Raw genomic sequence first — 20,535 nt, 5'->3', positions numbered from 1 at the left:
CAGGCGGCGGCAGTACCGAGAGGGTCGACAGTCCCAGGTGCCGGGGACGTTCGCCCTACGCTCTAGGAGGCCGAACGCGTCCCCACGACGGTCACCTCGGCCAGGTCGCCGACCACCAGGTGCGCGCCCTCGTCGAGCATCGCGGTGCGGAGCGAACCATGCCGGTCCACGCCGACGATGGTCCCGAAGCCGCCACGCCGGCCGGCTTCGACGCCCACCAACGCGTCCTCGAACAGCGCGCACCGGCCGGGTGGGGCCCCGAGCTGCCGGGCCGCCTCCAGGAACAACGCCGGGTCAGGCTTGCCGGGCAGTCCCAGCCGCGACGCGTCGAGGCCGTCCACGCGCACGTCGACGTCGCCGGCCACTCCAGCGGCACGAAGGACTGTCCCGCAGCTGCGGCTCGCCGACACCGCGGCGAGGCTCACACCACGCCTGCGGAGCTCGCGCAGCAGACGCACCGTGCCGGGAAACGCCCGGACGCCGCCCGTGCGCACCTCGTCCAGGAAGTAACGGGTCTTCCGATCGAGCAGCGCCGAGAGCGTCCCCGGCCCCCGGACGTCGGCGGCGTCGCCGCGTTGCTCGGGCAGCGTGATGCCTCGGGAGGCAAGGAACATCCGGGCACCGTCCTCGCGTGACCGGCCGTCGACGAACTGGAGGTAGTCGGTCTCGACGTCGAACGGTGGCGGCATGGCGCCGGTCCGGCGGCCGAGATCGCGCAGGAGCTCGTCGAAAGCCCGCTTCCAGGCGACGGCATGGGTCCGTGCGGTATCCGTGACGACGCCGTCCGTGTCGAGGACCACGGCGTCGACGACCCCGAGGTCCAGCACGGCGAGCGGCCCGTTGCCCATGACACCACTCTGCGCCTCCGGGCGCGGTTCCTCCGTGGCGCCGTCGAGGGACCTACGTCCCACCGGGCGCGGGACGAAGGTTGGGACACCAAGGCCCTACAGCACTGCTGCGGTGCAGGTACCGGATGGTCCGCTGGTGGAGTCACCCGGAGCGGGTGCGGTACCGAGGAGACGAACATGCGCAACACCTGGCAACGCGGGATCGTCGTCGGGGTCGACGGCTCTCCGCCGAGCATGGCCGCCCTCGACTGGGCGGCGCTGACCGCGGACCGCCACGGGGCGCAGCTGACCGTGGTGAGCGCCTACGTCACCCCGCCGGCGAACATGGCCGGCACCCTGGGCGTCAGCGTCGAGGACCTGCGCGTGGCAGCACACGACGCCGTCGAACACGCCGTCACCCGGCTCGACGGTGCACATCCGGGCGGGCACATGGTCGAGGAGCAGGTCGTGCACGGCGATCCCGCCCACGTACTCGCTCAACGGTCGCGGTCCGCCGACCTGGTGGTCGTCGGACGGCGCGGGCTCGGCGGACTGGACCGGGCGGTGCTCGGCTCGGTGTCCGGCTCGCTCGCCGCCTCGGCGCCAGGGCCCGTGGCCGTGATCCCGGCCGGCGCGTCCGCCGGCGATCCCAGCAGGGTGGTGGTCGCGGTGAGCAACGCCGACGCCGGACCCCAGCTCGACCTGGGCTTCGCCGAGGCCCGGCAGCGCTCCTGCTCGCTGGTCGCGGTGCACGTGCGGGAACCCGAGCTCGCCGGGGGCCTCGACCTCGGCGGACCGGACACGGCGCACCAGGAGGCGGAGCTGGACGGCGTGCGACGACAGGTCACCCGATGGGCCGAGAAGTACCCCACGGTCGCCCAGACCGTCGTCTTCGGCGGCGGGAACCCCGCGGACGTGCTCCTGGACGAGCTCGGTCCGGGCGACCTGATCGTCCTCGGCGGGCGTCCGCACTCCCCGACGGCCGGGCGACTTCGGTACTCCGTCGCCGACGCGGTGCTCCGCCGGTCGCACCACCCCGTCGTCGTGGCCCACCACCAGGACTGACCCGAGCAGAGAAGGCACGAGTGACGGCGTTCGGCGGACTGGACGTGCTGGTGAACAACGCCGGCATCGGCGATCTGGGGCCGGCTCGGCCGACCGGAGGAGATCGCCGCCGCGGTCGCCTACCTGGCGAACGACGACGCGTCTTTCGTCACCGGTGCGGAGCTCTACGTCGACGGCGGGTTCATCGCGCTGAGGCCGGCCGGTCAGCAGGCCGGCCGTCAGCACGTCGTCAGGCCGTGCGCAGGGAACTGCCGGTGGCCCGTGCTCGCCTGGCGTCCCGCCAGGTGAGGTAACCACCGTCGAGGTTGCGGACGTCGTAGCCCAGCTGGGTCAGGAGCCGGGCCGCGGTGTGGCCGCGCTGGCCCACCTGGCAGTGGACGACGACGGGGCGGTCGGCCGGGATCTCGGCACCGGCCCGCGCCCGCAGCTCGTCGAGGGGGATGTTCAGCGCGGAGGACCACTCGCCGTCGCGCTCCGTCTGCACGGCACCGTCCCCGTGCTCGGCCGGCGTGCGGACGTCGACCAGCGTCGCGCCGCCGTCCGCGAGCTCGTCGAGCTCGTGCCACTGCACGCTGCGCGTCGTGCCGGTGCGCAGGTTGTCGGCCACGTAGCCGAGCATGTTGACCGGGTCCTTGGCCGAGCCGTACGCCGGGGCGTAGGCAAGCTCCAGGTCGGCCAGGTCCGAGGCGGTCAGCCCGCCGGCCATCGCGGTGGCGAGCACGTCGATGCGCTTGTCGGCGCCGTCGCGGCCGACCGCCTGGGCGCCGAGGATCAGGTCGGTCTCCGGGTCCACGAGGAGCTTGAGCGCCAGCGGGCTCGCCCCCGGGTAGTAGCCGGCGTGCTGGCTCGGGTGCGTGTGGATCGCCCGGTAGGGGCGTCCCTCGGCGCGCAGCCGCCGCTCGTTGCGCCCGACGGTCGCGGCGGTCAGGCCGAACACGCCGACGACGGCGGTGCCGAGCGAGGGCCGCATACCGGTCCGGCCGAGGAGGACGTCCGCGACGTGGCGCCCGTGCCGGTTGGCGAGGTTGGCGAGCGGGACGAGAGCGTGCGGCTGCGGGTCGCCGGCAGCGGCCAGGGCGTCGCGCTTGACCGCGGCGTCACCCACCGCGAACACGTCGGGCACCGAGGTGCGCAGGTCCTCGTCGACCAGGATGCCGCCGCGCGGCCCCAGCTCCGCGCCCGCCAGGACCGCCAGCTCCGTGTCCGGGCGGACGCCGACGGCGGCCAGCACCACGTCAGCGGGCACCTCGTCCACGACCGCGCCCGCGGCGTCGGCCAGGACGGCCGTGCCCGGCGTCAGCGCCGAGACCTGCGTCGACGTGCGTACGGCCACCCCGTGCGCCTCCAGCTCGTCGCGGACCCGGACCGCCAGCTCGGGGTCCAGGGGCGTGAGCACCTGGTCGGCCAGCTCCACGAGCGTGACCGCGAGGCCGCGCCGGACGAGGTTCTCGGTGATCTCCAGGCCGACGAAACCGCCGCCGATCACGACGGCGGTGCGGGCCCGGCCGTCCGTGACCTCGCCGCCGTCGGCGGTCTCCGCGCTCTGCACGCCCAGCGCGGAGACCAGCCGGTCGACGTCGGCGACGTCGCGCAGCACGAGCGCACGCTCGATGCCGGGCACCGGTGGCACGACCGGCTGGGCCCCCGGGCTCAGCACGAGCCTGTCGTACGTCTCGACGTGCTCCTGCCCCGTCTCGAGGTCGCGCACCACGAGGGTGTGCGCCTCCGCGTCGACATCGGTCACCCGGTGCCGCACGCGCACATCGATCCGGAACCGGGCGGCGAGCGAGGCCGGCGTCTGCAGCAGGAGCGCGTCCCGCTCCTCGATGACGCCGCCCGCGTAGTACGGGAGCCCGCAGTTCGCGTACGAGACGTGGTCGCCGGCCTCGAGCACCACGATCTCCGCGCTCTCGGCCAAGCGGCGCAGCCGGGTCGCGGCCGACATGCCCGCCGCGACTCCCCCGACGATGACGGTCTTCATGGAGTTCCCTTCCCTGGTTTGACGGCGAATATACCCCCGGGGGTATTCTCGACCAAACCTCGACAGAAGGAGAACGACATGTGCCGAGCGGTGACCTGCACGACCTGCGGCAAGACGACCTGGGCCGGCTGCGGCCAGCACGTGGACGACGTGATGGCCGGCGTACCCCGTCGTGACCGGTGCGAGGGCCACGCCGCGGAGCCGGCGCAGCGCTCGTTCCTGTCCCGCCTGTTCGGGCGCTGAGGAGGCTCGCCATGGACCTCGACCCCGTCGCGATGAAGCAGGTCGCCAACCGGCTCAAGCGCGCCCAGGGCCAGCTCGCCGCGGTGGTGCGCATGGTCGACGAGGGCGCCGACTGCGTGGACGTGGTGACCCAGCTCTCCGCGGTCTCCAAGGCGCTCGACCGGGCCGGCTTCGCCGTGATCTCCACCGGGCTCAAGCAGTGCCTGGCCGACGAGGAGAACGGCACCGCCGACCTGGAGAAGCTGGAGAAGCTCTTCCTGTCCTTCGCCTGAGGATGCCCGGGAAGGCGGGTCACGGGTGCGACCCACCGTCCCGGCGCTCGGACACGTCCCGAGGCGACCAGTCAGGTCAGGCGGTACCGCAGGCGACGTCGCGCGCCGGGAGATCGCCCGTGCGGAGGAACGCCGTCACGATGTCGTCGGCGCAGTCGTTCCCCAACCGCAGGTACGAGACGTGCCCGCCCTCGTCCGCCGTCACCATGCGCGCCCGGTCCCCGAAGGCAGCGCGCAGGTCCCGCGCCCCGGACAACGGGGTGGCCGGGTCGCGCAGGTTCTGCAGGATCAACACGTTCGACGGACCCTCGTCGGTGATCTCGACCTGCGGCTCGACCGGTTCCGCCGGCCAGAACGCGCACGGCGAGACGTTGCTTCCTGCCGCACCGAACATCGGGTGGCGGATGCGGTCGATCGCTACGTTGAGCTGGTAGCGCCACACCTGCTCGGGCCAGTCGGAGTCGTTGCAGATGACGTGGAGCTGGCTGGCGATGTAGTTGTCCGCCGGGATCCCGGTGGACGCGGGTCCATGCCCGGCGCCCAGGTCCCCGAGCGTGCCGGGCACAGACTGCTGCGCGGGTACCGGGGTGCCGGCGTCGAGCGCACGCCAGGTCTCGGCCAGCGCGGGGAGGCTGCTGTCGTAGTAGAAGCTGGAGAACGTCGCGAAGCGGAAGGCGACCCCCGTGTAGCCGTCCGGGCCCGGCGTCTTGTCGAGCTTCGCCGCGAGCTCGAAGTACTTCGCCCTCACCTGCGCCGGTGTCGTGCCCAGGCCCAGTTCCGGGCGGGCGGCCACGTACTTCGCGAAGTCCGGGAACCGGTCCTGGAAACCCTCGCCGAACGTGCGGGAGAACGCGGCGTCCCAGCCCTCGGGGCCGGTAGCGCTGTCGAGCAGGAACCGGTCGCTGTGCTCGGGGAACATCGAGGTGTAGACCGAGCCGAGATAGGTGCCGTACGAGATGCCGAAGTACGAGATCTTCGGCTCCCCCAGCGCGACCCGGATGCGGTCCATGTCGCGAGCGGTGTTGGCCGTGGTGATGTGCGGCAGCAGGTGCGCCGTCTCCGCGGAACCACACTTCTCCGCGACAGCGGCCACGCGTGCGGCCTCCGCGCGGACCCCTGCCGCGTCCAGCGCGTACATCGGGATGTTGGTCGGCTGTTCGAGCAGCGTCAGGTCGCAGGTCACCGGCGTGCTGTGACCCACGCCGCGCGGATCCATACCGATGATGTCGTACTGGTCCAGCAGGTCCTGCGGCAGCTTCAGGTAGTCACGAAGTCCCGCCGGGTAGGCCAGGCCTTCGCCGCCGGGTCCGCCGGTGTTGGTCAGCAGCACCCCTCGTCGCTCCGCCGGGTTGGTGCTTGCCAGCCGCGAGACAGCCACCTCGATCGTTGCCCCGTCAGGGTCGCCGTAGTCCAGCGGCAGATCCAGCGTGGCGCACTCCAGACCGGGTGCGGCGACCTCGGGTGGGCACTCCCCCCAGCTCACCGCGTCTGTCGACAACTCTGGCGCCGGCTCTGGCGACGCGGTGGCCGCGGTCACGCCGGCGGGAAGCAGGTTCGCGACCAGAGCACCGAGAAGGGCGGCCAGCACAGGCCTGCGCAGCGGTGCACCTGGTGGGCGTGCGTTCGAGTGGCCGGCCGTGGACTTTCGCTCCAGGATCATGCGCCCGATTCCAGCAGCCGGCACACCCGCCAGCCAGTGCAACGGGGTCATGGCTCATCCGTGACATCTCGAGCGCCTGCACGTGACACGGCGGCCCTGCCACAAGTCGCTGGGAGCAAGGCAGCGGGGTACGACCGGTCGCGTTCGATCCGCACGACCTGAATTATGTACCGCGAGGAATAGAATCCTCGAGGTCGCAGTTCCTACCCACTGCATCGGCCGCCGCAGCCAGACCGCGGAGGACGTTGTGACCCGTCACCAGCGCAGTGCACGCCCCGAGCCTCCGGGGAAGAGAGGAAGACCATCATGTCTATGTCCGAGAGCGAGATCCGGGACGTCTTCGAGCGCTACATCGAGGCGCTCAACGCCCACGACTTCGAGCGGATGACCGAGTTCGTCCATGACGAGCTCGTCGAGAACGGCAAGCCGGCCACGCGCGCCGACATCATCGCCGAGCTCACGGCACACGGCGACTCCGTGCCGGACTTCGAGTGGCGGCCTCAAGACATCGCCATCGACGGGGACCGCGTCGCGGCCCGCCTGTACAACAAGGGCACCCACACCAAGGAGTGGTTCGGCGTCGCGCCGACGGGCAAGACGGTCGAGTTCGCTGAGTACTCGTTCCACAAGGTCCGCGACGGCAAGTTCTACGAGATGAACTACCTCATCGACTCGCAGGCAGTGCGCGACCAGCTGGACGTCTGACACCCCGGACCGTGGTCGCGTTCGGGTTCCGGGCCGGTATCCCCCGCTCGGCGACCCGAGCGCGACCACCCGCGCCTCCACCACCGTCCACGACCGCACCCCCGCCTAAGATCAGGTGTCTGGACAGTTCCGGATCATTCTGATGGTGGTGGTGCGAGATGGCAGGTAGGGGCAGGCCCCGCGAGTTCGACCTGGACCAGGCGCTGGACGCGGCCATCAACGTGTTCTGGAGCCAGGGGTTCGAGGGGACGACGCTCGATGACCTGACCAGGGCGATGGGCATCAGCCGCCCGAGCCTGTACGCCGCTTTCGGTGACAAGGAAGCCACGTTCAAGCGGGCGGTGGAACGGTATTCGCAGGTCGACCAGCGCTACGTCGAGACGGCACTGGCCCAGCCCACGGCGCTCGGCGTGGCCACGGAGTATCTTCGGGGTCACATCCTTGCCAGCACCAATCCTGCTCGCCCGCCTGGTTGCCTGACCGTCCAGGGCGGCGTCTCCGGCTCGCGGGCCGACCAGCGTGTGGTGCAGTTCCTCAACGTGCACCGCGCCGGCGTCGAGATGCGGCTCGCCGCCCGGTTCGAGCAGGCGATCGCGGACGGCGACCTCCCGCCCGACGAGGACCCGGCAGACCTGGCGAGATACCTGCTCACCGTCACCAGCGGTCAAGCCGTCCAAGCGGGGGCCGGCGCAAGCCGCGCCGAGCTGTCACGCGTGGCCGAGCGCGCCCTGGCGGCTTTCCGGCCGAGAACACAGGCGACGTCGACCCTTCAGCTCTGACGGCGCGAGCCTGTGCCTCGCGGGTTCAGGCTCCGCCGCGCGAGGTCCGTCGCCCACACACCTGGCGTCCGTGGTCAGGAGAAGCTCTGCCGCTGCCATCAGGCGCGCTCGGGAGAGGAATGAGCCGACGGTCATGCCGGTGCTGCGGGTGAGGTGGCGCAGGAACGTCGCCCGCGACATGGCAGCGGCGCGGCTCCTCTCATCAGGGTGCTCAGCGTCCCGAGCACGTGTCGCAGCCACACCCCCGCTCCGGTCTCGAGCGCCGGATCGGGCCGCGCGCTCGGGCCGCGGACCGGTTCACGTCACGAAGCGCCGAAGGGGTGCGATCGAGGCGCCGATGAGGATTGACGCCGGCCGTCGTCTGAGTAGGCACTGGTGGGCGCGTACACAGCAAGGGAGAGCAACGAGATGAGACCCCTTCGATATTCGATCAACGTCACGCTTGACGGCTGCTGCCATCACGAGGCCGGGCTACCTCCGGACGAGGAGTCGATGCGCTACTGGACCGCCGAGATGGAGCGAGCCGATGCCCTGCTGTTCGGCCGCGTGACGTACGAGATGATGGAGTCGGCGTGGCGGAAGCCGGCCAGCGGCACATGGCCCGACTGGATGGGTGAGTGGGAGATCCCGTTCGCCGAGTCCATCGATCGGGCGAAGAAGTACGTCGTGTCGAGCACGCTGAGCGGTGTCGACTGGAATGCCGAGCTGGTACGGGCCGACCTGGAGCAAGCGGTGCGGCGCCTCAAGCAGGAGTCCGGCGCGGGCCTGTGGGTCGGTGGCGTGACGCTCCCCCTGGCCTTGGCAGATCTGGGACTGATCGACGAGTACGAGTTCGTCGTGCAGCCGGTCCTTGCCGGGCGCGGGCCGACGCTGATGGCCGGCCTGCGCGAGCGCATCCAGCTTGAGCTCGTGGACCGTCATGAGTTCCGGTCGGGAGCGGTCGCCCAGCGATACCGACCCACGCCCGCTACTGCTTGACGTGCGTCCTGGCACGTTGGCCACCCTGCCGAGCCTGGACGGACAGGTCGCGCCTGTGGGCGCGAGTCGCGTCAATCGGCTCTCACGCGTCTGGTGTCGTAGGCCCACATCGCCACCTCGACGCGATTGCGGGCGCCGAGCTTGGTCATCAACGACGCGACGTGGGTCTTGACCGTGCTCAGGCTGACGAAGAGCACGGTGGCGATCTCGGCGTTGGTCCGGCCCCGTGCCACCAGCGCGAGCACCTCCTCCTCGCGCTCGGTGAGCGGGTCGACGGGCTGGACCGGTACCGCCGGTGCCTGGTCCGCGAAGGTCGCCAGCAGCCGGCGGGTGACGTTGGGGGCGATCAGCGCGTCCCCGTCGGCCGCCGCGTGGATGGCCTGCACGAGGAGCTCCGGCCCGGCGTCCTTGAGCAGGAAGCCGCGAGCGCCGGCGCGGAGGGCGCCGAGGACGTACTCGTCGAGGTCGAAGGTGGTGATCACGACGACCGCCATCGGGTCGGTCACGTCCGGCCCGGCCAGGCGCCGCGTCACCTCGACGCCGTCGAGCCCGGGCATCCGGATGTCGACGAGGAGGACATCGGGACGCAGCCGCGTCGCCAGGTCGAGCGCTGCGGGGCCGTCGGCCGCCTCCCCCACGACCTCGAGGTCGGGTTGCGCGCCGAGGATCATCACCAGGCCGGTCCGGACCAGGTCCTGGTCGTCGGCCACGACGACACGGATGCTCATGCCGGCGCCTCCACCGGCAGCACGGCCTCGACCAGCCAGCCGCCCTCAGGCCCCGGGCCCGCAGAGAGCGATCCGCCGAGGAGCTGCGCGCGTTCGGCCATACCCAGCAGGCCGAACCCAGGCTCCGGGGCGGGTCCTGGTTCGGTCTGTCCGTCGTCGCAGACACGCAGCCTGACGACGTCGCCGTCCCGGCGGACGTCGATGCCGACGCGGGTCGCGCTCCGTGCGTGCCGAACGGCGTTGGTCAGCGACTCCTGGGCGAGACGGTAGAGCGCGGCGTCCACGGGTCGTGCCAGCCCGGTCAACGAACCGCCCAGCGAGACCTCGACGGAGGGCATCGCGCCAGTGTGTGCCAGAGCTGGCAGGTCCGCGACGCCGAGCTGCGGTGACCAGGCGACGGCTTCCTCCTCACGCAGCACCCGCACCATGGATCTCATCTCCGCCAGGGTTCGCGAGGCTTCGGACTCGATCGCGGCCAGGACCTCGACAGCCTTCTCGGGCTGGATGCCGGCAACCACGCCGCCAGCCTGCGCCTGCACCGCGATGGCCGAGACGTGGTGGGCCACGGTGTCGTGCAGCTCCCGGGCAAGCGCCACCCGCTCCTGGTTGCGGATCTCGCGCTGCTGGCGGTGCCAGAGGTCCGCGCGGTAGCGGAACACCGCCGCGAGGGCGACGACGAGCAGCAGGAGGACGCTCGCGCCGAAGACGTCGGCCCAGCCCGCGGAGGTGGCATACATCCCGAGCGCGACGACGACTGTCACGAACACCGTCCCCAGCACGATCTCCCGTCCCGAGCCCCACCGCACCAGGGAGTAGAGCAGGATCAGGACGGCGATCATGGAGTAGAGGCCGAGGTCCCCGGCGTGCGCGGTCACCTGGAGGATCGAGAGCAGGCCGGCGACGCCCCAACCGACCAGGGCGGCCGTCAGGGGTCGGCTCCGCCGCCAGAGCAGGGCAGGGATCAGCGCCAGGGCGAGGACTGTCACCAGGGGGCGCCAGGCCAAGCCCGGCCGAACGATGCCCTCGACCAGGGCGGCGGCCGCGAACACGCCCACCAGCAGCCAGTCGAGCCGACCGACGGGCCGAGCGTCAGCAGGCCGCGGCTCATGCCAGACGGAGCGCCGGAAGGTGACCACGTCCCCAGCCTAGGGATCGGCGTGCCTCGGCGTACCGGCCGAAAGCATGAGAGAGCGACCGTTCCATCGGCCAGGTGAGCTCCGGCCTCCGGGCCGGTGCGCACGCCGCCGGGCTCGACGAGCGTGGACCCATCGATCCTCACCACTACGACGGAGCCCATGATGAGCACACGGCAGCCCACCACCACCCTGGAAGACCCGCGGATCCCGGTAAGAGCGAAGCTCGCCGCAGCGTGGACCAGCTTCATGTTCCTGTACGCCTACGTCGACATCCTCGGCTTCTTCACGCCCGGCATCGTCGAAGACATCCTCGACGGCCGGGTCTTCGAGTTCGCGCTCTCCCAGACCTTTTCGACCTCGGCGCTGACCCTCATGGCCATCCCGATCTTCATGGTCGTGCTGTCGATGACGCTGCCCGCCCGGGTGAGCCGCATCGCGAGCCTCGTCGTGGCCGCGCTCTACGTCCCCGTCACGGTGTTCAACGTGGCCGGCGGGTTCTGGCTGTACTTCTACGGCCTTGGCGTCGTCCTGGAACTGATCGTTCTCGCCCTCATCCTGAAGTACGCCTGGACCTGGCCCCGCACGGCACGGTCGGCGAACCTGACGACCGGCCCGGACCGTGCAGGCGTTCGCGCCCGGCAGGACACTCGTTCGTGAGCTGCACATCCGCTACGGCGCAACACACGAGCGGGCCCACGACAAGTGGGCCCGCTCTGTTGGTGGTGTCCGGAGGGGACCTGGCAGGTATCGTCACGCCATCATCTGCTTGTGGCGGCGGCGTGACCTGCGGAAAGGCTCTTCGGGCGCCGCTCGGCCAAGGATGTTGACGTGATGACGGCACAGAGCCAGGGCTGGCCGTACGTGCAGCATTCCCCCGCGCTCGCAGGGGCGGTCATCCTGATTCGGTCCATCGTGGTCACAGGGCCGAGGATGGCAGCGGTTCCATGATGGGATCGCACCAGCTGAACGAGCGGAGGAGGATCGATGAGAGGACGTGCCCCGACCCTGCGGGACGTCGCCGACCTGGCAGGCGTGTCATCCACGACGGTGTCGCGCGTCATCAGCCGCAGCGGCTTCGTCAGCGCAGGGGCGCGTGCGGCGATCAAGCAGGCGATCGACGAGCTCGGCTACGTCCCGTCGGCGTCCGCACGCGGCCTCGCGTCGCGGCACACGGGGATGGTCGGTCTGTGCCTGCCCGTCGTCGAGGCCGACGCCGACCTGGCGGACCGCCGGTCGTCCGGCCCGGCGCGCGGCGCGCCGGGCGGCGAGGCGGTGACCATGGTGGTCGACGCAGAGCCGGACTCCCTCGTCTCCTGGGGCGGCATGTACTTCGGCGAGGTGGTGCGTGGCGCCGAGTTCGCGGCCTGGGACGCGGGGCTCGCAATCACGGTCGCGATGACCCGGACCCCCGACCTCGAGGCGCGGGTACTCAACATGGCCGGCCGGGTCGACGGCATGGTCGTCGTCAGCGGGACACTCCCGGAGGACCTGCTCGAGCACGTCGCCCGCCGCGTGCCGGTCGTGCTCCTTACCGGGCTGAGCCCGGTTACCGCCCACGACCGCGTGACCGTGAGCAATGCGGAGGGCGTGGAGCGCCTTGTCGACCATCTCGTGGCGGACCACGGGATCACGACGTTCGAGTACGTGGGCGCGTGGGCCGGCACACCCGACGACGACGAACGCTTCCGCGGATTCCGCCACGCCCTGCTGCGGGCTGGCCTCGAGGCGCCCGAGGCCCCGCGGCTGCGGGGTGACTTGGGTCGGGGGCGCGGGCGGGAGATCGGAGAGGCACTCGTCGCAGAACTGCGCCGCGGCGTGGCGCTGCCTGGCGCGCTGGTCTGCTGCAACGACAACACGGCGCTCGGGCTCCTCGACGTCTTCGCGGCGTACGACATCCGCGTCCCGGACGACGTGGTGGTCACCGGCTTCGACGGCATCGAGGCCACCCGCACGTCCGCGCCGCCGCTGACCACCGTGGAGCAACCGATGGCCGAGCTCGGGCGCGCGGCAGTGGAGGTCCTCACCGCCCGGATCGCGGAGCCCGCCCGCCGCAACGTGACCAGGAGCCTCCCGGTCACCGTGGCGCTCCGCGCCAGCTGCGGCAAACACCCAGCGAGTCTCTGACCCATCCGTCGCGCACTGCCACCGCGAGAAGGGTTCGTCAACGGGCCAAGGGTCGTCTAGGTGTGCTGACCAGCGCACCCGGCGAACGCATCGCAGGGACCCGCTCGGATCCTCACGTGCCAAGCGGGTCCGCCTCCGGCGGCGTGTTCCCGCGGTGAGTCGCGCGGTCCAGTGTCCGGTCGGGGAGCCAGACCGTGAAGGTGCTCCCGGTACGCCCGTGCTCGGAGTGCAGCAGGTGGCCGTCGTAGCTCTCGGCAACCTGGCGCGCGATCGAGAGCCCGAGCCCGGAGCCGTCGGGCGGCGCCGACGCCCCGGCAGGAGTACTGGAGCCGTTCTCACCGCGGTAGAACCGGTCGAAGATCCGGTCTCGCTCCCCGAGCGGCACCCCGGGTCCTTCGTCGGCGACTGCGACCCATGCCCAGCCCTGCCGGCTGCCGACACCTACGGTAACGGTGGTGCCCTCAGGAGCGAGCCGCACGGCATTGGACAGCAAGTTGTCGACGGCCCGAGCCAGAGCATCGGCGTCACCGTAGGCGACCGGTCCGGGATGGATCCGTTCAGCGATCGTGACGCCGCGCCGCTCGGCAACCGCCCGGTTCTCCCGGACCGCGGTCGCGGCCAGGTCCGCAAGGTCCACCTCGTGGTCGGTGAACGCCTCGGAACGCAGCCGTGCCGTGGCCAGCAGGTCCTCCAGGAGCCGGGACATCCGGCCGGTCGCGCCGAGGACCGCGGCGGCCGCTTCAGCGCGCTGGGCGTGGTCGGCCTCCTCGTCGCCGAGCACGGCCTCGACATTGGCCTGCACCACCATGACGGGGTTGCGCAGCTCGTGGGAGACGTCCTCGATGAGTCGGCGCTCCGCCTGGAAGGCGCGGTCGAGCCGGTCCAGCATCCCGTCGATCGTGTCCGCCAGCGTACGCAATTCGTCGCGCGGCCCGGTCGCGGCGATGCGGCGGGACAGGTCGGTGGCACCTATCTCCTGGGCGGCACGTGTAATGGCCTCGACGGGGCGTAGGGCCCGCCCGGCGACCCACCAGCCGACGGCGACGCTGAGCACGAACATCACCGCCAGAGCAATGGCCGAGTAGTCCCGCAGGCTCTGCAGCGAGGTGTAGTTCACGGCCTGCTGCACGGTGTCGAGGTCGGCGGCCTGGAACTGCTCACCCGGCTTGTAGGCGATGGAGCCGTCGGACTTCTTCTCGAACCGCTTGACCGTCACCGGGTCCAGGGGTGCGGCCACGATCGTGCGGGAGACCGCGAGATAGACGCCGGCAAGGATGAGTGTCGTGATCCCGAAGAGCGTCGCGGAGTAGGTCAGTGCCAGGCGCATCCGCACGGTCCGTGCCCACCCGGGAAGCCCCCGGAAGGTCATGCGGGGACGCCCTCGACGGTCGCGGGCAGCTCACGCAGCCGGTACCCGCGCCCGATGACGGTCTCCAGCGCCGGCTCCTCCTCGTCGAGAGTCAGCTTGCGCCGTAGTGTGCCGACGGTCACCCGCACCGTCTGCGTGAACGGGTCGGCGTTCTCGTCCCAGACGTGCTCCAGGAGCTCCTCGGCTGGTACCACGTAGGCGGGACGGTTCATCAGGTAGCGCAGTACCGCGAACTCCTTGCGAGTCAGTGTCAGCTCCCGGGTGCCCCGCCAGGCGAGCTGCCGGGCGGCATCGAGCCGGATAGGGCCGTGCACCAGGACGGCGGCGGTCTCACGAGGCTCGCGGCGCAGCAGGGCGCGGATCCGGGCGGACAGCTCGATCACGGCGAACGGTTTGACCAGGTAGTCGTCCGCCCCCGCGTCCAGGCCGGTCACCCGGTCGGTGAGGCGACCGCGGGCGGTGAGCATGAGGATGCGTGGCGCCTCACTGTCGGCGAGCGGAACCTGCCCTGCGCGGATTGCCCGGGTCAGGTCGAAGCCCGTCCCGTCGGGCAGGGTCACGTCCAGCAGCACGACGTCGTAGGGGTTCAGGCTGAGCTTGTCCCGCGCCTCGGCACACGTACGCGCCTGGTCCACGGCGTAGCCCTCGCGGTGCAGCGCAACACGCAGGGCGCTCACGAGCCCTGCTTCGTCCTCCACGATCAGCAGCCGCACAGCAGCACAGTAACCACACCGTGTCGGTACTGACAGGCCCTGCCAGTGCACCCCTTTCGGTCGGCTTTCGCTCCGGTTTCCCGCAGTTTTCTCACCTGTCGGGTGGAGTCGGTGCCATGGACGACCACAAGCCAGCCACCCAGGATCTCCCTGCCGTCGCGAAGTACCCGCCCCTGCGGCCGCCCGCTGCCTTGATCGAGCGCGCCCTGATCGAGGTCAAGCGCGTGGTCGTCGGGCAGGACCACATGGTCGAACGGATCATGGTGGGCCTGTTGGCGCGCGGCCACGTGCTGCTCGAGGGGGTGCCCGGCGTCGCCAAGACGCTCGCCGTGCGGACCCTGGCCACCGTGGCCGGCGGGTCCTTCGCCCGCCTGCAGTTCACCCCCGACCTGATGCCGTCCGACATCGTCGGTACCCGGGTCTGGAAGCCGTCACGGGAGGACTTCGACGTCGAGCTCGGTCCGGTGTTCGCCAACCTCGTTCTGGCCGACGAGATCAACCGCGCCCCGGCGAAGGTCCAGTCAGCGCTGCTGGAGGCCATGGCCGAACGTCAGGTCAGCATCGGCGGACGCACCTACGCCCTACCGGACCCGTTCCTCGTCCTGGCCACCCAGAACCCGATCGAGAGCGACGGCGTCTACGCCCTGCCGGAGGCGCAGCGCGACCGGTTCCTCCTGAAGGTCGACGTCGACCACGCCGACGAGCTCGAGGAGCTGACGATCGTGCAACGCATGAGCATCGCTCCCCCGCGCCCCGAGACGCTGCTCGACCCGTCCATGGTGCGCCAGCTCCAGCAGGAGGCCGATCAGGTCTTCGTCCACCACGCGGTCGCGCAGTACGCCGTCGCGCTCGTACTCGCCACCCGCCACCCGCACCGGTACGGCCTGAACCACCTCGACGCCGTCCTGGAGTACGGCGTCAGCGCCCGCGGCAGCCTCGGGCTCGTCTCCGCCGGGCGCGCGCTGGCCCTGCTGCGCGGCCGCGACTACGTGCTGCCGGCCGACCTGACCGATCTCGCACGCGATGTCCTGGCCCACCGGCTCGTGCTCACCTTCGACGCGGCCGCCGACGGTGTCGACCCACGTACCGTGGTCGACGCTGTCCTGGCGGCCGTGCCCCAGCCACGGGTCGCGCCCGCCGAGGACGAGGTCGTGACGGTATGAACGACGCCGCCCGCCGCTTCCAGCGGTTGGAGCTGACGGTCCGTCGGCGCGTTGACGGACTGCTGCAGGGCGACGTCGACGGCACACTCCTCGGCCCCGGCTCCGACCCGGAGGAGCTGACGCTCTATCACCCGGGGCAGGACACCCGCAGGATCGACTGGAACGTGACCGCGCGGACCGGCGAGCCCCACCTGTGGCGCACGCGCGCCCAGCACGCGCTGGATACGTGGATCTTGCTGGACCGCAGCCCCAGCATGGCCTTCGGAACCGCTTTGACCGAGAAGATCGACATCGCCGACCAGGTGGCCGCCGCCGTGGGGCTGCTCACCGCCGCGCCTGGCAATCGCCTTGGTATCGGCCTGCTCGACCAGGCGGGCCTGAGATGGATCGCACCGCGCCCAGGACGCGCTGCCGCGGCCGCGCTCACCCGGCTGCCCGCAGCGGACCGACAGGGCACGACGACGGTCGACTTTTCGGACGCCCTGCGCGCGCTCGGTGCACGCGCCCGGCGTCGCGGTCTGTGCGTGATCGTGACCGACCTGCTCGTCCCCGACGGGAGCATCGAACGCCCCTTCGACTGGGAGGAGCCCCTGCGCCGGCTGACCGCCCGGCACGACGTCGTCGTCGTCGAGGTGGACGACCCCCGCGAGCGGGAGCTGCCCCACGTCGGTGAGGTGCTCCTCGTCGACCCCGAGACCGGGACACAGCGCGAGGTGTCCACCTCCGACCCCGAGCTTCGCCTCGCCTACGCCACCGTCGCGGCCCGGCACCGTGACCAGACCGCAGCGGCCGTACGCACCTGCCACGCCGAGCACCTGCGGGTGAGCACCGACCAGGACTGGGCAGCCGAGCTCGCCCGGTTCGTCAAGAACCGTCGTCGCGCCCCCGCGCGACGTTCCCGGAGGACACCATGACGTTCACCGCCCCCCTGATCCTGCTGGCCCTCGTGCCCGTCGCCGCGCTCGCGGTGGCCTACCTGGTGCTGCAGCGGAGGCGCACCCGCTACGCCGTCCGCTTCGCCACCCTGCCCATGCTCGACCGGGTAGCGCCTGCACGCCCACGGTGGCGACGTCACCTGACCACGTCCCTCGTGCTGCTCGCGCTCGCCGCGTTCGCCGTCGCGGCTGCCGGGCCACAGATGCGCCTGCGCGTGCCGTACGAACAGGCCACGGTCATCGTCGCGATCGACGTCTCCGGCTCCATGGAGGCCCAGGACGTGCCCCCGGATCGGATGACCGCGGCGAAGCAGGCCGCAGTCCAGTTCGTCCGCGACCTGCCACCCACCGTGCAGGTTGGCGTCGTCGCCTTCGCCGGCGAGGCAGACCTGATCGCACCCGTCACCGCCGACCGAGCCCTTGTCGAACGCTCCATAGACGCCCTGCAGTCGGGAGGCGGCACCGCGATCGGCGAGGCCGTCTTCGCCTCCGTGGAGGAAGTCGCCCGCCAGGCCACCGCCAACGCCGCGACGACCACCGGCACTACGGCTGGCAATGAACCGGGTGGTGCCGTGGACGCCGAACCGATCCCGGCACGCCTGGTGCTGCTCTCCGACGGGTCCAACACCGCCGGACGCAGCCCGTCGGAAGCCGTACCCGCAGCGCTCGAGGCTCAAATGCCGGTCTCCACCATCGCCTACGGAACACCCGAAGGCGTCATCGGCAACACCTACCGCACCCAGTCGGTACCCGCCGACGACGACACGCTCCGAACCCTCGCCGAGCAGACCGGCGGCCACTTCTACCAGGCCGAGAGCGGAGCCGAACTCGACCAGGTCTACGAGGACATCGGCTCCTCGATCGGCTGGCGCACCGAGACCACTCCTGTCACCACACCGCTGGTGCTGCTCGGACTCGCACTCGCCGTCACCGCCACCGCGCTGTCCCTGCGCTGGTTCTCCCGGCTGCTCTGACCCGCCCGGACTGCACATCCCGTCGAAGGAGCCACTCCATGCAGCAGGACACGACGTCGCCCACCGATCTCCCGCACGGGCTGGGGCGCCCCGCCGGCCCGCGGAACTTCGTGCTGGGCAAGCCCGCGTCACCGCCGCCGAAGACACCCGACCGGCCACGTCTCCTGGCCGTGCCGACGATCGAGCCGGCACGCACCCCGCTGGCCGCACCCGTCGCCGATCCCACCACCGACCGTCCCGACCGGACGCCACCCCTGGAACCGGCCCGCAGAGGCCGTCCGCGGCCCCTCACGACGCTGGCCGCCGCCCTCGCTCTCGGCGCCCTGCTCGGATCGGCCACGACCGGCATCGTGACAGGGCTGGTGGTCGACGAGAACGACCCGCGAGCAACCCCGCCCGCCACCGTCGCAGCAGGCAATGCCACGACTGCGAGCGCCGCGCAACGAGTGCTGCCCAGCGTGGTGCAGGTACGCGCAGGCACCCGCGGAGGCTCCGGGGTGATCGTCGACGATCGTCACGTCGTGACCAATGGGCACGTCGTGGTCGGGGCCGAAACCGTCTCGCTGCTCCTGGGTGACGGGCGGTCGGTCAGCGGGCGAGTGCTCGGCGCCGACGAGCGCAACGACATCGCTGTGATCGAGGCCGACCTGGGAAACGCACCCGCTGCGGCACTGGGCCGCAGCGACGCGCTGCAGATCGGTCAGCCGGTGATAGCTGTCGGGTCCCCGCTTGGCCTGACTGGGAGCGTCACCGCAGGGGTCGTCAGCGCGGTAGACCGCAGCGCGGAGGACTATCCCGGACCGATGATCCAGACGGACGCCTCCATCAACCAGGGCAACTCCGGCGGACCGCTGGTCGACCTGGCAGGTCAAGTCGTCGGGATCAACACCTCGATCGCGACGGTCGGTGGGTCGGGAAACATCGGCATCGGGTTCGCCGTGCCGATGGACCGAGCCATGGACGTCGCCCGGCGGATCATCGCGGGGGCATGAGGGTTCGCTGCGGTGCGCCGGCCTGTTCCATGAGCCGGACCGGTACGGCCTCGGGGCACGCCTCGACGGAGGCGCGGTCGCCCTGGAGCGGCTGGTCGTCCGACAGCGCTGAACCGCCCGACGTCCTTCGTCGCGTACATCCAGGTCGACCACACGCGGCTCTACGGCACCGTCGTGACGGTCCCGTGCGTGGACCTCCTGCGCCGGAAGGACGACGTGGTCGCCGACCGGCGGATCGTCATCGACGTCGTCGGGTCCTCCCCCATCGCCGCTCGCGCGGCGCGACGCTCGTAGTTCTCACCATCGATGTGCACCGTCGTGAGTGCCGGCCGCCACAGCGCCCCGCGGGCCCCGTCGTCGAAGCCGATCACCGCGAGGTCGGCGGGGGCCGTCAGCCCGACATCCGCCAGCGCCGCAAGGACCCGGAGCGCGTACCGCAGGCGGAGGGCGGGCGGGGGAACCGGGATCAGGCCAAGCGCCGAGTTGGCCACCGCGCGAGATCGGCCTCCCAGGACGCAGGGTCACGGGCCGGCGGGGCCTCGCCGAGGATCTCGAGCCGGGTTATCCGCTCGATGCGGAAGCCTCGGATCGCCTGACGTAGCCGGCACCAACCCGAGAGCAACCAGGCGTCGCCCGCACGCAGGAGCCCCATCGTCTCGACCTCACGCACGGTGGTCCCGGCAGGATCAGGGCCGCCGTTCTCGTTCTCTCCCAGGTAGGTGATCCGCACCACGCGCCGCGCGGCGATCACGTCGGCGAGCATCCCGAGCGGCACGACTTCCTCCGTCGCAGCGACGGCGTCGATGACCCGCATCGCCCCGAGCATCTCCTGCACCGGCACACGATGCTCTTCTTTCATGACGGCATCTATCTTGGCGCGAGCGCGGCGAGCGGCCCCCTGATACGGGGAAGAGTCCAGCAGTGCCAGCCCGGCGAGCACCGCCAGCGACTCGGCGGCGGACAGGTTCAGGGGCGGCAGCGAGTACTCACGAAGAATCGAGTACCCGCCTGCCGCCCCGTGGTCCGCGTAGATGGGGACCCCGGCACGCTGAAGCGAAGCGATGTCACGTTCGACGGTGCGCGACGACACCCCGAACTCGTCAGCGAGTCGAGCGGCGGACCAGGGCCGACGTGCCCCCCGGAGCAGGTCGACCAGGGCGTACTGCCGCTCGGCTCGCTTCATGCCTCAATCCTAGGATCGCCCTCGATCGGTGCCGCTCGTCAGCTCCTCATGCTCCGCTGCCCGCCGACGGACCAGACCCGTCGGACCCGGCCGTCCTGAGCGAAGTCGAACACGTCGACGCCGCCCGCACGGTTCCCGTTCGCGTCGATGTCCCAGAGCAGTCGACCGTGGATGCCGTCGATCGCATCGGCGACCGTGGTGAACACGACGCCCGGGTGCTGCTCGTGCCACCAGGCCAGATACCTGGCGAAGTCTTCGGCAGTGCGGATGTCGTCCGCGGGGGTCGACCCATCGCGCTCGGTCACGGCGAAGTGGATGCGGAAGTCGTCGGCGCAGATCTCTCGTGCGATCTCGCCGTCGGTGTTCCACATCGTCAGCCACAGGTCGAGCGACTGACGGGCGGTGGAGATGATGGTGGGCTTCGTGATCTCGGTCATGGCTCCACTCTCGGGCGCCGACGCGACAACAGTGTGTCGGTGTTCCCACAGTTACCAGGGGCAGAGCCTGGGCGCGCGAGCGGCGCACCCACCACAGCGCAACAAAAGAGCGGGCTCACCAGTCAGTGAGCCCGCTCCCGTTGACGGCTGTGCCGTCCGATGTGTGTGTCCGGAGGGGGACTTGAACCCCCACGCCCGATAAAGGGCACTAGCACCTCAAGCTAGCGCGTCTGCCATTCCGCCACCCGGACAGGTGACCCGTTCTCGGCGT

The 20,535-nt window shown here is 71.1% G+C and carries 23 protein-coding genes and 1 tRNA gene; 13 read left to right on the top strand and 11 right to left on the bottom strand.

Going from position 1 to position 20,535, the window contains the following annotated elements; translation table 11 throughout:
* Nucleotides 1-62: 62 nt before the first annotated feature.
* Nucleotides 63-848 (bottom strand): HAD family hydrolase, encoded by a 786-nt coding sequence (locus ACZ7LE_RS19440; RefSeq protein WP_470404891.1) that lies wholly within the window; start codon nucleotides 846-848, stop codon nucleotides 63-65.
* 177 nt (nucleotides 849-1,025) lie between these two features.
* On the opposite strand from ACZ7LE_RS19440, the gene ACZ7LE_RS19435 reads away from it, so the two are divergent.
* Complete coding sequence (locus tag ACZ7LE_RS19435) at nucleotides 1,026-1,892, top strand: universal stress protein (RefSeq protein WP_470404890.1); 867 nt, start codon at nucleotides 1,026-1,028, stop codon at nucleotides 1,890-1,892.
* Nucleotides 1,893-1,964: 72 nt separating this feature from the next.
* On the top strand, nucleotides 1,965-2,180 hold the full coding sequence (locus ACZ7LE_RS19430) for an SDR family oxidoreductase (protein ID WP_470405319.1): 216 nt from the start codon (nucleotides 1,965-1,967) through the stop codon (nucleotides 2,178-2,180).
* Here ACZ7LE_RS19430 and ACZ7LE_RS19425 read toward each other — a convergent pair.
* Nucleotides 2,122-3,873, bottom strand: a complete 1,752-nt coding sequence (locus tag ACZ7LE_RS19425; RefSeq protein WP_470404889.1) for an FAD-dependent oxidoreductase — start codon at nucleotides 3,871-3,873, stop codon at nucleotides 2,122-2,124. The two genes, ACZ7LE_RS19430 and ACZ7LE_RS19425, sit on opposite strands and share 59 nt — an antisense overlap.
* A 78-nt stretch (nucleotides 3,874-3,951) precedes the next feature.
* Between ACZ7LE_RS19425 and ACZ7LE_RS19420 the strand changes: the two genes are divergently transcribed.
* Nucleotides 3,952-4,116, top strand: a complete 165-nt coding sequence (locus ACZ7LE_RS19420; protein ID WP_470404888.1) for a hypothetical protein — start codon at nucleotides 3,952-3,954, stop codon at nucleotides 4,114-4,116.
* An 11-nt stretch (nucleotides 4,117-4,127) separates the two neighbouring features.
* Nucleotides 4,128-4,388 (top strand): metal-sensitive transcriptional regulator, encoded by a 261-nt coding sequence (locus ACZ7LE_RS19415; protein ID WP_470404887.1) that lies wholly within the window; start codon nucleotides 4,128-4,130, stop codon nucleotides 4,386-4,388.
* A 76-nt stretch (nucleotides 4,389-4,464) separates the two neighbouring features.
* On the opposite strand, the gene ACZ7LE_RS19410 is transcribed toward ACZ7LE_RS19415, so the two are convergent.
* Nucleotides 4,465-5,871: an alpha/beta hydrolase gene (locus ACZ7LE_RS19410; RefSeq protein ID WP_470404886.1), complete on the bottom strand. Its 1,407-nt coding sequence runs from the start codon at nucleotides 5,869-5,871 to the stop codon at nucleotides 4,465-4,467.
* A gap of 483 nt (nucleotides 5,872-6,354) precedes the next feature.
* Here ACZ7LE_RS19410 and ACZ7LE_RS19405 point away from each other — a divergent pair, with 483 nt between their 5' ends.
* The 3 genes from ACZ7LE_RS19405 to ACZ7LE_RS19395 all read left to right on the top strand — a co-directional run bounded on the left by ACZ7LE_RS19405 (nucleotide 6,355) and on the right by ACZ7LE_RS19395 (nucleotide 8,510).
* Nucleotides 6,355-6,753 (top strand): ester cyclase, encoded by a 399-nt coding sequence (locus tag ACZ7LE_RS19405; RefSeq protein ID WP_470404885.1) that lies wholly within the window; start codon nucleotides 6,355-6,357, stop codon nucleotides 6,751-6,753.
* Between the two features lie 158 nt (nucleotides 6,754-6,911).
* Nucleotides 6,912-7,532, top strand: coding sequence for a TetR/AcrR family transcriptional regulator (locus ACZ7LE_RS19400; RefSeq protein WP_470404884.1), 621 nt, complete (start codon nucleotides 6,912-6,914; stop codon nucleotides 7,530-7,532).
* A gap of 408 nt (nucleotides 7,533-7,940) precedes the next feature.
* Entirely contained in the window at nucleotides 7,941-8,510 is a 570-nt protein-coding gene (locus ACZ7LE_RS19395) for a dihydrofolate reductase family protein (protein ID WP_470405318.1), read from the top strand.
* Nucleotides 8,511-8,581: 71 nt separating this feature from the next.
* Here ACZ7LE_RS19395 and ACZ7LE_RS19390 read toward each other — a convergent pair whose 3' ends face one another.
* Both ACZ7LE_RS19390 and ACZ7LE_RS19385 read right to left on the bottom strand, forming a co-directional pair.
* Nucleotides 8,582-9,238 (bottom strand): response regulator, encoded by a 657-nt coding sequence (locus ACZ7LE_RS19390; protein ID WP_470404883.1) that lies wholly within the window; start codon nucleotides 9,236-9,238, stop codon nucleotides 8,582-8,584.
* Nucleotides 9,235-10,374 carry a sensor histidine kinase gene (locus ACZ7LE_RS19385; protein ID WP_470404882.1) on the bottom strand — a complete coding sequence of 380 codons (1,140 nt, stop codon included), beginning with the start codon at nucleotides 10,372-10,374 and terminating at the stop codon, nucleotides 9,235-9,237. Before ACZ7LE_RS19385 ends, ACZ7LE_RS19390 begins: the two co-directional genes overlap by 4 nt.
* A gap of 96 nt (nucleotides 10,375-10,470) precedes the next feature.
* Between ACZ7LE_RS19385 and ACZ7LE_RS19380 the strand changes: the two genes are divergently transcribed.
* Together ACZ7LE_RS19380 and ACZ7LE_RS19375 are read left to right on the top strand one after the other, a co-directional pair.
* Complete coding sequence (locus ACZ7LE_RS19380) at nucleotides 10,471-11,031, top strand: DUF6326 family protein (RefSeq protein ID WP_470404881.1); 561 nt, start codon at nucleotides 10,471-10,473, stop codon at nucleotides 11,029-11,031.
* Nucleotides 11,032-11,358: 327 nt separating this feature from the next.
* Nucleotides 11,359-12,498, top strand: coding sequence for a LacI family DNA-binding transcriptional regulator (locus ACZ7LE_RS19375; RefSeq protein ID WP_470404880.1), 1,140 nt, complete (start codon nucleotides 11,359-11,361; stop codon nucleotides 12,496-12,498).
* Nucleotides 12,499-12,610: 112 nt separating this feature from the next.
* Here ACZ7LE_RS19375 and ACZ7LE_RS19370 read toward each other — a convergent pair whose 3' ends face one another.
* Both ACZ7LE_RS19370 and ACZ7LE_RS19365 read right to left on the bottom strand, forming a co-directional pair.
* Nucleotides 12,611-13,825 (bottom strand): sensor histidine kinase, encoded by a 1,215-nt coding sequence (locus ACZ7LE_RS19370; RefSeq protein ID WP_470404879.1) that lies wholly within the window; start codon nucleotides 13,823-13,825, stop codon nucleotides 12,611-12,613.
* Nucleotides 13,826-13,863: 38 nt separating this feature from the next.
* Nucleotides 13,864-14,580, bottom strand: a complete 717-nt coding sequence (locus ACZ7LE_RS19365; protein WP_470404878.1) for a response regulator transcription factor — start codon at nucleotides 14,578-14,580, stop codon at nucleotides 13,864-13,866.
* A gap of 116 nt (nucleotides 14,581-14,696) precedes the next feature.
* Between ACZ7LE_RS19365 and ACZ7LE_RS19360 the strand changes: the two genes are divergently transcribed.
* Genes ACZ7LE_RS19360 through ACZ7LE_RS19345 form a run of 4 tightly spaced genes read left to right on the top strand, consistent with a single transcriptional unit; the run spans nucleotide 14,697 to nucleotide 18,644 of the window.
* Nucleotides 14,697-15,743, top strand: a complete 1,047-nt coding sequence (locus ACZ7LE_RS19360; protein WP_470404877.1) for an AAA family ATPase — start codon at nucleotides 14,697-14,699, stop codon at nucleotides 15,741-15,743.
* Nucleotides 15,740-16,657 carry a DUF58 domain-containing protein gene (locus tag ACZ7LE_RS19355; protein WP_470404876.1) on the top strand — a complete coding sequence of 306 codons (918 nt, stop codon included), beginning with the start codon at nucleotides 15,740-15,742 and terminating at the stop codon, nucleotides 16,655-16,657. Before ACZ7LE_RS19360 ends, ACZ7LE_RS19355 begins: the two co-directional genes overlap by 4 nt.
* Nucleotides 16,654-17,652 carry a VWA domain-containing protein gene (locus tag ACZ7LE_RS19350; protein ID WP_470404875.1) on the top strand — a complete coding sequence of 333 codons (999 nt, stop codon included), beginning with the start codon at nucleotides 16,654-16,656 and terminating at the stop codon, nucleotides 17,650-17,652. Before ACZ7LE_RS19355 ends, ACZ7LE_RS19350 begins: the two co-directional genes overlap by 4 nt.
* A 38-nt stretch (nucleotides 17,653-17,690) precedes the next feature.
* On the top strand, nucleotides 17,691-18,644 hold the full coding sequence (locus tag ACZ7LE_RS19345) for a S1C family serine protease (protein WP_470404874.1): 954 nt from the start codon (nucleotides 17,691-17,693) through the stop codon (nucleotides 18,642-18,644).
* 161 nt (nucleotides 18,645-18,805) lie between these two features.
* On the opposite strand, the gene ACZ7LE_RS19340 is transcribed toward ACZ7LE_RS19345, so the two are convergent.
* From ACZ7LE_RS19340 to ACZ7LE_RS19325, 4 genes are all read right to left on the bottom strand, one after another.
* On the bottom strand, nucleotides 18,806-19,135 hold the full coding sequence (locus ACZ7LE_RS19340) for a substrate-binding domain-containing protein (protein WP_470404873.1): 330 nt from the start codon (nucleotides 19,133-19,135) through the stop codon (nucleotides 18,806-18,808).
* Nucleotides 19,111-19,827 (bottom strand): helix-turn-helix transcriptional regulator, encoded by a 717-nt coding sequence (locus ACZ7LE_RS19335; RefSeq protein WP_470404872.1) that lies wholly within the window; start codon nucleotides 19,825-19,827, stop codon nucleotides 19,111-19,113. The genes ACZ7LE_RS19340 and ACZ7LE_RS19335 overlap by 25 nt, the downstream gene beginning before the upstream one ends.
* A 38-nt stretch (nucleotides 19,828-19,865) precedes the next feature.
* On the bottom strand, nucleotides 19,866-20,264 hold the full coding sequence (locus tag ACZ7LE_RS19330; protein ID WP_470404871.1) for a nuclear transport factor 2-like protein: 399 nt from the start codon (nucleotides 20,262-20,264) through the stop codon (nucleotides 19,866-19,868).
* A 166-nt stretch (nucleotides 20,265-20,430) separates the two neighbouring features.
* Nucleotides 20,431-20,515, bottom strand: a tRNA-Leu gene (locus tag ACZ7LE_RS19325).
* Nucleotides 20,516-20,535: the final 20 nt, after the last annotated feature.

Source organism: Promicromonospora sp. NPDC110617 (assembly GCF_055598465.1).
This window is presented reverse-complemented; position numbering and strand designations above follow the sequence as displayed.

Excerpts from the sequence above, each read along its gene's own strand:
- ACZ7LE_RS19395 (WP_470405318.1), top strand. The coding sequence starts at position 7,941 with ATGAGACCCCTTCGATATTCGATCAACGTCACGCTTGACGGCTGCTGC.
- ACZ7LE_RS19335 (WP_470404872.1), bottom strand. The coding sequence starts at position 19,827 with ATGAAGCGAGCCGAGCGGCAGTACGCCCTGGTCGACCTGCTCCGGGGG.
- ACZ7LE_RS19415 (WP_470404887.1), top strand. The coding sequence starts at position 4,128 with ATGGACCTCGACCCCGTCGCGATGAAGCAGGTCGCCAACCGGCTCAAG.
- ACZ7LE_RS19440 (WP_470404891.1), bottom strand. The coding sequence starts at position 848 with ATGGGCAACGGGCCGCTCGCCGTGCTGGACCTCGGGGTCGTCGACGCC.
- ACZ7LE_RS19435 (WP_470404890.1), top strand. The coding sequence starts at position 1,026 with ATGCGCAACACCTGGCAACGCGGGATCGTCGTCGGGGTCGACGGCTCT.
- ACZ7LE_RS19425 (WP_470404889.1), bottom strand. The coding sequence starts at position 3,873 with ATGAAGACCGTCATCGTCGGGGGAGTCGCGGCGGGCATGTCGGCCGCG.
- ACZ7LE_RS19370 (WP_470404879.1), bottom strand. The coding sequence starts at position 13,825 with ATGCGCCTGGCACTGACCTACTCCGCGACGCTCTTCGGGATCACGACA.
- ACZ7LE_RS19355 (WP_470404876.1), top strand. The coding sequence starts at position 15,740 with ATGAACGACGCCGCCCGCCGCTTCCAGCGGTTGGAGCTGACGGTCCGT.
- ACZ7LE_RS19420 (WP_470404888.1), top strand. The coding sequence starts at position 3,952 with ATGTGCCGAGCGGTGACCTGCACGACCTGCGGCAAGACGACCTGGGCC.
- ACZ7LE_RS19375 (WP_470404880.1), top strand. The coding sequence starts at position 11,359 with ATGAGAGGACGTGCCCCGACCCTGCGGGACGTCGCCGACCTGGCAGGC.
- ACZ7LE_RS19350 (WP_470404875.1), top strand. The coding sequence starts at position 16,654 with ATGACGTTCACCGCCCCCCTGATCCTGCTGGCCCTCGTGCCCGTCGCC.
- ACZ7LE_RS19390 (WP_470404883.1), bottom strand. The coding sequence starts at position 9,238 with ATGAGCATCCGTGTCGTCGTGGCCGACGACCAGGACCTGGTCCGGACC.
- ACZ7LE_RS19360 (WP_470404877.1), top strand. The coding sequence starts at position 14,697 with ATGGACGACCACAAGCCAGCCACCCAGGATCTCCCTGCCGTCGCGAAG.
- ACZ7LE_RS19405 (WP_470404885.1), top strand. The coding sequence starts at position 6,355 with ATGTCTATGTCCGAGAGCGAGATCCGGGACGTCTTCGAGCGCTACATC.
- ACZ7LE_RS19330 (WP_470404871.1), bottom strand. The coding sequence starts at position 20,264 with ATGACCGAGATCACGAAGCCCACCATCATCTCCACCGCCCGTCAGTCG.
- ACZ7LE_RS19345 (WP_470404874.1), top strand. The coding sequence starts at position 17,691 with ATGCAGCAGGACACGACGTCGCCCACCGATCTCCCGCACGGGCTGGGG.
- ACZ7LE_RS19400 (WP_470404884.1), top strand. The coding sequence starts at position 6,912 with ATGGCAGGTAGGGGCAGGCCCCGCGAGTTCGACCTGGACCAGGCGCTG.